Below are 11498 nucleotides of genomic sequence, written 5' to 3' on the forward strand. Positions count from 1 at the left end.
ACCAAGTCCTTGGAATTAGTGGTTTTCATGAGAAAAAGCGTCCAAACTTTTCCTTCAAATTACTAAACTTCAGGGATCTTTAAAAATATAATCGCTTAAAAATTAAATGTTTAACAGCATAAATTTAATTTTTGTCATCTACTAAATTCTAAAATAATAAATCTTTCGGTTATAAGAATATGACTATTAATCTTTTATGTGGTAATTATTAGTAATTTGCAGGGTAATTATAGGCTTCTTTAAAGATAATTTTTGGGCTTTCTACAAGGTTTGTTTACCTCCTAAGAGGAATTTACTCTTTGAAAAACATCTTCTTACTTCCTAATAAATGGCCACTTAATTTCTGAAAAGATAACTTCTTAATTCTTATAAAGCTAATTTTTTAAATAGAGGCCTTCGCAAAATAAAATGTCGGAAGAGAAAAGTGAACTAACTGATCTTCTTCCGACATTTCGGGAAAGGGGGAGGGAATTTTATTGATAAATTGCTTTTTTGCCAGCAAGCAATGTATTTTTCATCAGGGATACGATGGTCATCGGTCCTACGCCGCCCGGGACGGGGGTAATGAAGGAACATTTAGGTGCAACTTCGTCAAATTTAACGTCACCAGTCAGTTTGAAGCCTGATTTCTTCGTGGCATCTGGAACACGTGTTGTTCCTACGTCGATGACTACGGCTCCTTCTTTCACCATTTCCGCTTTTACGAAGTTGGGTTGTCCAAGGGCTGCGATGATGATATCGGCTTCCTGACACTCTTTGACCAGATTCTTGCTGCGGCTATGACATACAGTTACGGTTGCATCTCCCGGATAAGCCTTCTGCATCATGAGGGAGGCCATCGGCTTGCCGACGATATTGCTGCGTCCCAGTACTACACATTTCTTACCGGAAGTTTCTATCTGATAGCGCTTCAACAGTTCAAGTATGCCGTTGGGAGTTGCCGATACGTAACAAGGAAGTCCGATGGACATGCGTCCTACATTGATTGGGTGGAATCCGTCTACGTCTTTGCGATAGTCGATGGTTTCTATCACTTTCTGTTCGGAAATGTGTTTTGGCAATGGAAGTTGCACGATGAATCCGTCTACATCTGCATCTTCATTCAGTTCACGTACTTTTGCCAGAAGCTCAGCTTCCGTAACGTCGGCTTCGTAACGGATGAGGCTGGATTTGAAACCACAGACTTCGCAGGCCTTTACTTTAGCGGCAACGTATGTTTCACTGCCACCGTCGTGGCCTACAAGTATGGCGGCGAGATGAGGACGTTTGCCGCCCTTGGCTACAATTTCCGCTACTTCCGCTGCAATCTCCTGCTTTACTTGTTCGGAGATGGCTTTTCCGTCAATTAATGTCATATCACACACAGTTTTTTCTTTGGGTTTATTTCGCTTTGGGTATCGTTTATCTCATCTTCGGCATCATCATTTTGCCCATTTTGCTACCTGTCACCATCTTCATCATCTTGCGTGTCTGTTCGAATTGTTTCAGTAGCCGGTTTACTTCCTGGATATTCGTACCGCTACCTTTGGCGATGCGTTGGCGACGCGAACCGTTCAGTATGGCGGGGTTGCTGCGTTCGGCGGGGGTCATGGAGTAGATGATAGCTTCGATACTCTTAAATGCATTGTCGTCGATGTCGATGTCTTTGATGGCTTTTCCTACGCCCGGTATCATGGAGGCAAGCTCTTTCAGGTTACCCATCTTCTTGATTTGGGCGATCTGACTTAGGAAGTCGTTGAAGTCGAACTGATTCTTGGCGATCTTCTTCTGCAGGCGTTTGGCTTCTTCTTCGTCATATTGCTCTTGCGCACGTTCTACCAGTGAGACGATATCACCCATGCCGAGGATACGGTCTGCCATACGTGAGGGGTGGAATTGGTCGATGGCATCGAGCTTTTCGCCTGTACCGACAAATTTGATCGGTTTGTTGACTACCGAACGAATGGAGAGTGCGGCACCACCGCGGGTATCACCGTCCAACTTTGTCAGGACTACGCCGTTGAAGTCGAGGCGTTCGTTGAACTCTTTGGCTGTGTTCACGGCGTCTTGTCCGGTCATGGAGTCGACAACGAAAAGGATTTCGTTCGGGTTGATTGCCTGTTTGATGGCAGCTATTTCGGTCATCATCTCTTCGTCTACGGCAAGACGTCCGGCGGTGTCGACAATAACGACATCATATCCTTTGGCTTTGGCTTCCGGAATGGCATGTTCGGCTATCTGTACAGGGTTTTTGCTGTCCGGTTCCGAGTACATCGGGACTTCAAGTTGCCCTGCCAGCACGCGCAACTGTTCGATGGCAGCGGGACGATATACGTCGCAGGCTACCAACAGTGGCTTCTTGTTCTTCTTGGTCTTGAGCATTCGTGCCAGTTTACCGGAGAATGTGGTCTTACCTGAACCTTGCAGACCGGACATCAAGATAACTGTCGGTTTTCCGGACAAGTCGATTTCTGCCGTTTCGCCTCCCATCAGCCGGGTCAGTTCGTCGTGTACGATCTTTACCATTAACTGGCTGGGTTTCACGGCGGTCAATACGTTCTGTCCCAATGCTTTCTCCTTGACGGTATCTGTGAATGATTTGGCGACTTTGTAGTTTACGTCGGCGTCCAGCAAAGCTTTACGCACATCTTTCAGGGTTTCCGCAACGTTGATTTCAGTGATTTTGCCTTCACCTTTCAGAATCTTGAACGACCTTTCCAGTCTTTCGCTTAAATTATCGAACATGATGATATTTACTGTTTATATATTACAAATTACTCTTATTGAGGCGCAAAAATACAAAAAATCCATGTATTCACCTTGCATTTGCGGCAATAATGCATGGCTTTTTCATATATAAGGAGTTAAAGTTAATGCTCCTATGTATGCTGCTGTTGCGGAAGTATCGGCTTTAGCCTCTAAGTCGGCTTGTCGGCTGATAACTCTTTTGGACTTCCGATAGTTCCTTTAAATGAAAATGTCATGGCATAATATTCCCCAAGGTACAGGAGGGCTGATGTGGATGTGGTCGGAATATGGGGATGTTATAATGTAAGTGATTAGTGTGAGGTTGCTATTATAATGCTTTAAAATATGTGTTTCTAATAACAATTGTTTTTGGAAAGTATCTTCTTTTAGGATGGCTTTATGCGTAATATACGGGAAGGGATACCTTCATATTACATGTTTATCTTCCTCGAAGAAGCTGTTTATGCGGAAATGGGTGCTTTCTTAGGGAGAAATCATGGCTTGTAAGGGGGTGCCATTATTTATAAAAGGTGATAACATTACTTGTAACGAGTGATAACATTGCTTGTTATGGGTGATAACATTATTTGTTATGGGGAATATGGTTACTACTAGCGGGGAAATCTTCCTTGTTTTGGGGGATAAAGATCGTTTTGGGGAGGGCTTTTCTACTAAAATAAATGTATATATTTTGATATACAATTGTATATCTGATAGTTACTGATTATTATTTGCGTGTTTCCGTTCTCCTGTATAATCGGATGCAAACAGCGCATTCTCAGCAAATAGGAAATACAAAATGTCAATATGATATTTGTCGTAACTGGTAGTGGGCGGGCTGGGGAGATAATGAAACTCACCACAGATTCCGCAGATTAACGCAGTTTGACGGGATAACCGAATGTCCGTCAGAGCAGGAAAACTGCTATGGAAATCTAAGAAATCTGTGGTGAGAAAGAGTTTTTAGCTGTTCATGCTCATCAGGAATTCATCGTTATCCTTGGTCTTTTCCAAGCGATCTTTCACAAAATCCATAGCTTCTATCGGATTCATGTCGGCAAGATATTTACGCAGGATCCACATGCGATCCAATGTCTGCTTGTCTTGCAACAGATCATCACGACGCGTACTGGAAGCAATGATGTTGACAGCGGGGAAGATGCGCTTGTTGGACAGGTTGCGGTCGAGCTGCAACTCCATATTTCCTGTACCTTTGAATTCTTCGAAGATCACCTCATCCATCTTCGAACCGGTATCGATAAGGGCAGTTGCCAGGATGGTCAGCGAACCTCCGTTCTCGATGTTACGGGCAGCACCGAAGAAACGTTTGGGCTTGTGCAGCGCATTGGCGTCCACACCACCGGAGAGAACCTTTCCGGATGCTGGAGAAACTGTGTTGTAGGCACGTGCCAAACGGGTGATGGAGTCCAGGAAGATGACTACGTCGTGTCCGCACTCTACCAGTCTTTTGGCTTTTTCCAGTACGATGCCTGCAATCTTCACGTGACGTTCGGCGGGTTCGTCGAATGTAGAGGCGATGACTTCGGCATTTACGGTGCGCGCCATGTCGGTCACTTCCTCCGGACGTTCGTCAATCAGTAGCATGATCATGTAGACTTCCGGATGGTTGGCTGCGATGGCGTTGGCGATGTCTTTCATCAAAAGCGTCTTACCGGTCTTGGGTTGTGCTACAATCAGTGCACGCTGTCCCTTACCGATAGGAGCGAACAGGTCGACCACACGGGCGGACAGGGAGTCGGAATAGCCGCCTTTGCACAATTTGAATTTTTCGTCGGGGAACAGAGGAGTAAGGTGCTCGAACGGTACACGGTCGCGTATGAAAGCCGGATCCCTTCCGTTGATCTTAGACACTTTGACTAATGGGAAGTATTTCTCTCCTTCCTTGGGCGGACGAATGACGCCTTCTACTACATCTCCGGTCTTCAGTCCAAAAAGTTTGATTTGGGATTGTGATACGTAGATGTCATCCGGTGAAGAGAGATAGTTGTAATCGGACGAACGAAGGAATCCGTAGCCGTCCTGCATAATTTCCAATACTCCCGTACCCGTCAGGATATCGTCGAATTCGTAAGTCTTTTCGCGTTCAATCATCGGTTTGCGTTCGGGCATAGAGGTATAATTGTCTCCGTTGTTTGGCTGCATCGGACGCTGTTGTTGCATCGGACGCTGGTTGTTGCGATTGTTATTGTTGTTGTTATTATTGTTGTGGGGGATGTTGTTGTCGCGAGTACGAAGACGCGGACGTTGCGGTGTTGCAGACGCAGGTTCATTTGTGGATGTTCCTGTAGGAGCTTCTGCCTTAGTCGCTTCAAACTTTCCGAGAAGTTCGGACGGGAGTTCCATTTTTTCGGTCGGAAGCTCTTCGATAGGAATAAAGTCATCTCCGGCGTTTGATAGAATAGGATTCTCTTCCTGTGCTTTCTTCGGGGTTGCCTGTGGCGTTATGGTGGAAGATGCGTTGGTTTGGGTGCTTTCGGCAGCGAATGCCAGTTCTGGTTCCACTTTGGATTTTTCTTCTTTCACGGCAGGTGCAGCGGTGGTTTCTTCTACTTTAACCTTGCGTGGGCGTCCTGGCCTGCGTTTCGTTACGATTGTGTTTTCCGGTTTTTCGGCGGTGGTCGCCTCGCTTGTTTCAGAAGTTTTTCCGGCTACGGCAACACTTACCGGCTCTGCGGGTTGCACTTTGGCAGGCGGTACGGTTGTTTTTGCTTTAGCGGAATCCATACCTTTTCCGGCAGTAAATACCTTGTCAGTATTTTCTTTCTTCTTGGTGACGCGTGTTCTTTTTTCTTGTTTTTCCACCTTACGTTCTTCTTTTATCTTCTCGGCAGCCACTTTTTTGGTGGCTCCTGCAATAGCTTGTTCATCAAGTATCTTGTAAACAAGTTCTTCTTTCTTTAATGAGTCTGTCTTTTTAATGCCTAATTCTTGGGCAATGGTTTGAAGTTCCGACAAGTTTTTGTCGTTCAATTGAATGATATTATACATACAGTTCAGTATATATGTGAATAAATTATTATTTTTTTGTTATTGGATAGATATGTTCATGCGATTTATGTTTCTATTACATAGATACAACATGATAAATATACCTTTATCTAACTACACTATGATTACGGGGTATTTATTATTGAACCGGAAATCTGTCTAATCTTCCGCACTGGGAAGCCGCAAACAGTTTCAACGGCGCAAAGGTAACAAATATTTTGGGTTTCATAAACAATTCGTCTTTTTTTTAAATTTAAAACTTTATCTTTGCTAAATGAACCAAGCAAAGGTATAGAAATTATGGATATGAACGAAGCTCATCTTATTTGTTTCTCACCTACTCATACTTCAAAACAAGTTGGCGAAGCAATTGTTCGCGGGACGGGACTGATAAATCGGGTGACGACAGATTTGACGTTGCGCGCTGCCGTTGCCGATATTGCCAGAGATGCGTTGACTGTGATTGCAGTGCCCGTATATGGCGGCAGGGTAGCTCCTTTGGCCATGGAGCGTTTACGCGGCATCCATTCGACGGGAAGTCCCGCCGTTCTGGTCGTGGTATATGGCAATCGTGCCTATGAAAAGGCTTTGATGGAACTGGATGCGTTTGTTTCGGAGCGTGGCTTCAAGGTGATTGCGGGGGCTACCTTTGTTGGGGAGCATTCCTATAGTACGGAGTTGCATCCGATAGCTTCGGGGCGTCCGGACGCATCCGACTTGCAATATGCCGAAGAGTTCGGTGCCAAACTGCGTGCAAAGATTGATGCGGCGGTGGATATGGAGCATTTGTATGCTGTGGATGTGAACCGTATTTTGCGGCCTCGGCAACCTTTTTGGCCTTTGTTCCGCTTCTTGCGCCAAGTGGTGAAGTTGAAGAAAAGCGGAACCCCTTTGCCGCGTACGCCGGAAGTCGATGCGGAACTGTGCTGTCATTGCGGTGTTTGTGCGGCTCATTGTCCTGCGGGTGCCATTCTGAAGGGAGATGAATGTCACACATTTGTAGACAAATGCATAAAATGTTGCGCCTGTGTCAAGTCTTGTCCAACCAAAGCGCGAACCTATGATATTCCGTTTGCGACATTGCTTGCAGATTGTTTCAAGAGACAAAAGGAGCCGCGCATTATTATTTAGGGAGATTTGAGGAAGGATTAAAGGAAACTTTTGGAAAAGTTGTCGGGAGTTAAAGGAGTTATCATTCCGCTATGCCTTGTTAGTGGTTAAAGCCGATAGTGCGAACTCCTTATTTTAAATCTTCTCTTCTGACAACCTGACTATAAGCACCCTACGCGTATTTTCGTCTATTCTGAAACGATTGTCTGTGCGTTCGCCAATCAGCCAGATGATCTGATTGCCACAACAAAGCACCCATTGCCGCTCTCTGCGGGGAAGAGAGAATTTGCGGTCGGTAAGATAGTCGCTCACTTTCTTCTGTCCGGTCATACCAAATGGAACAAAACGGTCGCCCTGTCGGCATAATCTTACGGTGAGAGGCTGTTTTAGCTTGTCTGCATCAAAGCAGGCCATGGTTCGGTTGCGGGGAATCACGAAATGTTCCGTCACTTCCTGTTCCTCCGTAATCAGCCGAAAAGGCAGTGCAGGGTCATCCGGAAGCAACGTTGCTTGCGCCTCGGAAGCGGGGACGGGAGTCAATAACAATAGTTCGCGGTCCTTCACTATGCGCCACTCCTTGCTCAGGAATATTTTTCCCGGCTGATTATCCAAAGAAGCGAAGATATCTTTGACTTGTGCACTGTTGAATCCCAATGGCGACAGGATTTCGAATAGCAAAGTTTCCGGCGCAGGTTCCTTCAGCAGGGCGCCTATCCGGATACTTTGTCCGCTTTGCACTCTTTGCCTACCTTCTTCTATACCTTTATTATATAGCGATACCGTGTCGCTCAGATGTCTTGCCGTACGCAAAATACTCTCCTTTACCGACGGATTGATGCTTTGCATAAGCGGAAGCAGATTGAGCCTGATCTTGTTGCGCGTATATTCATCTTGCAGGTTAGTGCTGTCGGTGACGTAATCTTGTCCAATTTCTTGCAGATATTCTGTAATCTCTTTCCGGTCGAGGCATAGCAATGGGCGAACAATCTTCCCGTTTTTAGGTCGGATTCCAGTCAAGCCGTTTATTCCCGTTCCCCGAATCAAGTTCAGTAGAACGGTTTCCACGCTGTCATCTTTGTGATGAGCTACGGCGATAGCGTCAGCACCCTGTTGCAGGCGGAGCTCTTCGAACCATGCGTAACGCAGTTCCCTTGCCGCCATTTCGATGGATATATGTTCCCTTGCCGCCTTTTCTGCCGTATCAAAATGCCGAATATGTAACGGCGTCTTTAACTGCGTACATAGCTGGCGGACAAATATCTCATCCCGGTCCGACTCATCTCCCCGCAAGTGGAAATTGCAGTGGGCAGCTTCGCAAGTATATCCTATGTCGAGCAGCAAATGAAGCAATGCCACCGAATCGGCACCGCCACTCAGTGCCACCAGAATCTTGTCTTGCCTGCCGAAAAGCCGTTCTGCTTCTATATATTGTACTATCTTCCTCCTGTTCATGCCGCAAAGATAAGTTTTATTCAGCTATTTCCGGCGGCTACTTAGAGGAAACATATTCATCGCAGCCTCTTATTTAAAAACAATCTAAATAGTTTGTATCCTATATGCAAAACACTTATCTTTGTGCCATAATTAATGAATGAGAGAAGACTATGCGTTTGTCCGAATTGAAAACAGGAGAAAAAGGTGTTATTGTAAAAGTACTGGGACACGGTGGTTTCCGTAAACGGATTGTCGAAATGGGTTTTGTCAAAGGTAAGACAGTGGAAGTCTTGCTGAATGCACCGCTGAAAGACCCCATTAAATATAAGGTGATGGGGTATGAAATCTCTTTGCGCCGCCAGGAAGCGGAAATGATCGAGATTATCAGCGAGCAGGAAGCGAAAAAACAAGTCGTGCAACGAGATTACCATCAAGGGATGAGTGAGGAAATTTATCCGAGCGATGAGGTACTGAAACGCATAGCATTGGGCAAACGCCGCACAATCAATGTGGCTCTGATCGGAAATCCTAACTGCGGAAAAACCTCCTTGTTCAACATCGCGTCGGGTTCGCACGAGCATGTAGGCAATTATAGTGGTGTCACGGTAGATGCCAAAGAGGGATACTTCAACTTTCAGGGTTATCAGTTTCGTATTGTCGATTTACCGGGAACCTACTCATTGTCCGCCTATACTCCCGAAGAAATCTATGTACGCCGCCACATCATCAATGAGACACCGGACATCGTGATCAACGTCGTGGATGCTTCCAATCTGGAACGTAATCTCTACCTCACCACCCAAATCATCGACATGAACGTGCGCATGGTAATGGCGCTCAATATGTATGACGAACTGGAGGCGAGCGGAAATACGTTGGACCACCAGACACTCAGTCAATTGTTCGGTATCCCTATGGTTCCCACAGTTTCGCGTACGGGAAGGGGCATCGAAGAGTTGTTTCATGTTGTCATCAGCATATATGAAGGTGCCGACTTTCTGGATCAGAAAGAGAATGTGCGTACCGAAGTCATGAAAGACCTGCGTGAATGGCACAAAGAATATGTTCCGGGGTACGTTGCCGGAAATCAGAAAGAAGAAGAGGGGCGCCATCATGGTTTTTATCGCCATATCCATATTAATCACGGACCGGAATTGGAACGCAGCATCGAAGAAGTGAAGCGTGTGATCAGTGCGAATGAGGATATCCGATATAAATATTCTACACGCTTTTTGGCAATCAAGTTGCTGGAAAACGATCCGGACTTGGAAACTCTGATTAAGACCCTGCCCAACGGACCGGATATTATATCTACCCGCGATCAGGAAAGCAACCGCATCCATAAAGTGCTTAATGAAGATTGCGACCAGGCAATTACCGATGCCAAGTATGGTTTTATTTCCGGTGCCCTTAAAGAAACATTTGTAGATAATCATTTGGAAAAAGAGCATACAACCCGCGTGATAGACTCCATCGTGACACACCGTTTCTGGGGATTTCCTATTTTCTTCCTTTTCATGTACCTCATGTTCGAGGGGACATTCGTGCTTGGAGAGTATCCTATGATGGGTATCGAATGGCTGGTCGAAACTATCGGAAACTTTATACGAGACAACATGCCGGACGGTCCGCTGAAAGATATGCTGATAGATGGTATTATCGGAGGTGTGGGTGGAGTTATCGTATTCCTGCCGAACATACTGATTCTCTATTTCTGTATATCGTTGATGGAGGACTCCGGCTATATGGCACGCGCAGCATTTATCATGGATAAGGTAATGCACAAGATGGGGTTACACGGTAAATCTTTCATTCCCTTGGTTATGGGATTCGGGTGTAATGTCCCGGCAATTATGGCTTCGCGTACGATTGAGAATCGGAAAAGCCGTCTGATCACCATGCTTGTCAACCCTTTGATGTCATGCAGTGCGCGTTTACCGATTTATTTATTGCTGACCGGTGCTTTTTTCCCGAATTGTGGCAGTTTGATACTATTGCTGATCTACTCTATCGGAATATTACTGGCAGTACTGATAGCACGTTTATTCAGTCGTTTTCTGGTGAAAGGGGATGACACTCCGTTCGTCATGGAGCTTCCGCCGTATCGTTTACCGACAGCTAAAGCCATTTTCAGGCATACTTGGGAGAAGGGAGCGCAATATCTCCGTAAAATGGGTGGTGTGATCATGATAGCATCTATGGTGATATGGGCTTTAGGATATTATCCTAATCATGATGGCTATGCAACGGTAGCCGAACAACAAGAAAACTCTTATATCGGGCAGATAGGAAAAGTCATAGAGCCAGTGATTAAACCGCTGGGATTTGATTGGAAATTAGGTATCGGAATACTTTCCGGTATAGGCGCTAAAGAATTAGTTGTGAGTACTTTGGGAGTACTTTATGTAAATGATGCGGAAGCGGATGCAGTGAACCTTGCAGAGCGTATACCGATTACTCCATTAATCGCTTTCTGTTACATGGTATTTGTTCTGATCTATTTCCCTTGTATTGCTACGGTTGTAGCTATTAAGCAAGAGGCGGGAAGTTGGAAATGGGCACTTTTTGCAGCAACGTACACCACATTACTGGCATGGATCGTGTCTTTTGCTATCTATAAAATAGGGGGATTGTTTGTATGATGAATTGGCAGCAATGTGTAGTTGCGATATTGTTATTGTTGTGTGTCGTCCGGATAGGTTGGGGGATATACTCTTTTTTTCAGCGTGCGAAAAGCAATGGTAATCCATGTGAGAATTGTGTAACAGGCTGTGAATTAAAACAATTACTTGACAAAAAACGCGCCGAATGCAGGAATGTGCAGAAAGACATCAAGCGCAACGGTAAACATTGTAGTAAGAAAAGCTGCCACAGTTTTCTTCTTTAAAAGAATAATTTATCCACTATTTTCAGTCTTCGCTCCTATTTTTTTATGAAAATGCCATAAAAAAGCAGCGAATAGTTTGGTATCTTCAAAAAATGTATTACCTTTGCAACCGCAAATGAGAACAATGGTTCCTTGGATGAGTGGCTTAGTCAGCGGTCTGCAAAACCGTGTACGGCGGTTCGAATCCGCCAGGAACCTCCAAGCATAGCAAAAGCCTTGAACATAAATGTTCGGGGCTTTTGTCATTTATTGACTTTCAGAGACTTGACTACCTTGGGGTCAGCGGATTTTTCCGGTGGGCGAAGAAGGTGTCGGAATATAGTGTTATCTT

At 45.2% G+C, this 11498-nt stretch carries 7 protein-coding genes and 1 tRNA gene; 4 read left to right on the forward strand and 4 right to left on the reverse strand.

From position 1 onward, the window contains the following. Positions 1 to 473: 473 nt before the first annotated feature. The 3 genes from folD to rho form a co-directional block, all read right to left on the reverse strand. Complete coding sequence (folD, locus tag QZ323_RS13670; RefSeq protein WP_294635260.1) at positions 474 to 1355, reverse strand: bifunctional methylenetetrahydrofolate dehydrogenase/methenyltetrahydrofolate cyclohydrolase FolD; 882 nt, start codon at positions 1353 to 1355, stop codon at positions 474 to 476. A 46-nt stretch (positions 1356 to 1401) separates the two neighbouring features. Then, entirely contained in the window at positions 1402 to 2724 is a 1323-nt protein-coding gene (gene ffh, locus QZ323_RS13675; RefSeq protein WP_294635261.1) for a signal recognition particle protein, read from the reverse strand. 966 nt (positions 2725 to 3690) lie between these two features. Further along, positions 3691 to 5736, reverse strand: a complete 2046-nt coding sequence (rho, locus tag QZ323_RS13680) for a transcription termination factor Rho (RefSeq protein ID WP_294635262.1) — start codon at positions 5734 to 5736, stop codon at positions 3691 to 3693. 300 nt (positions 5737 to 6036) lie between these two features. On the opposite strand from rho, the gene QZ323_RS13685 reads away from it, so the two are divergent. Beyond that, positions 6037 to 6867: a 4Fe-4S binding protein gene (locus QZ323_RS13685; RefSeq protein WP_294635263.1), complete on the forward strand. Its 831-nt coding sequence runs from the start codon at positions 6037 to 6039 to the stop codon at positions 6865 to 6867. A 114-nt stretch (positions 6868 to 6981) separates the two neighbouring features. Here the strand turns inward: QZ323_RS13685 and tilS are convergent, their stop codons facing one another. After that, on the reverse strand, positions 6982 to 8298 hold the full coding sequence (tilS, locus tag QZ323_RS13690) for a tRNA lysidine(34) synthetase TilS (protein WP_294635264.1): 1317 nt from the start codon (positions 8296 to 8298) through the stop codon (positions 6982 to 6984). A 152-nt stretch (positions 8299 to 8450) separates the two neighbouring features. Between tilS and feoB the strand changes: the two genes are divergently transcribed. From feoB to QZ323_RS13705, 3 genes are all read left to right on the forward strand, one after another. Beyond that, a complete protein-coding gene (feoB, locus tag QZ323_RS13695) occupies positions 8451 to 10922 on the forward strand; it encodes a ferrous iron transport protein B (protein WP_294635265.1) in 2472 nt (823 codons plus the stop codon). Next, entirely contained in the window at positions 10919 to 11167 is a 249-nt protein-coding gene (locus tag QZ323_RS13700; protein ID WP_294635266.1) for a hypothetical protein, read from the forward strand. The genes feoB and QZ323_RS13700 overlap by 4 nt, the downstream gene beginning before the upstream one ends. Before the next feature lie 126 nt (positions 11168 to 11293). Then, positions 11294 to 11368, forward strand: a tRNA-Cys gene (locus tag QZ323_RS13705). The last annotated feature ends 130 nt before the right edge of the window (positions 11369 to 11498 follow it).

The organism is uncultured Bacteroides sp., from assembly GCF_910585845.1.
Taxonomy (GTDB): Bacteria; Bacteroidota; Bacteroidia; order Bacteroidales; family Bacteroidaceae; genus Bacteroides.

Excerpts from the sequence above, each read along its gene's own strand:
- folD (WP_294635260.1), bottom strand. The coding sequence starts at position 1,355 with ATGACATTAATTGACGGAAAAGCCATCTCCGAACAAGTAAAGCAGGAG.
- ffh (WP_294635261.1), bottom strand. The coding sequence starts at position 2,724 with ATGTTCGATAATTTAAGCGAAAGACTGGAAAGGTCGTTCAAGATTCTG.
- rho (WP_294635262.1), bottom strand. The coding sequence starts at position 5,736 with ATGTATAATATCATTCAATTGAACGACAAAAACTTGTCGGAACTTCAA.
- QZ323_RS13685 (WP_294635263.1), top strand. The coding sequence starts at position 6,037 with ATGGATATGAACGAAGCTCATCTTATTTGTTTCTCACCTACTCATACT.
- tilS (WP_294635264.1), bottom strand. The coding sequence starts at position 8,298 with ATGAACAGGAGGAAGATAGTACAATATATAGAAGCAGAACGGCTTTTC.
- feoB (WP_294635265.1), top strand. The coding sequence starts at position 8,451 with ATGCGTTTGTCCGAATTGAAAACAGGAGAAAAAGGTGTTATTGTAAAA.
- QZ323_RS13700 (WP_294635266.1), top strand. The coding sequence starts at position 10,919 with ATGATGAATTGGCAGCAATGTGTAGTTGCGATATTGTTATTGTTGTGT.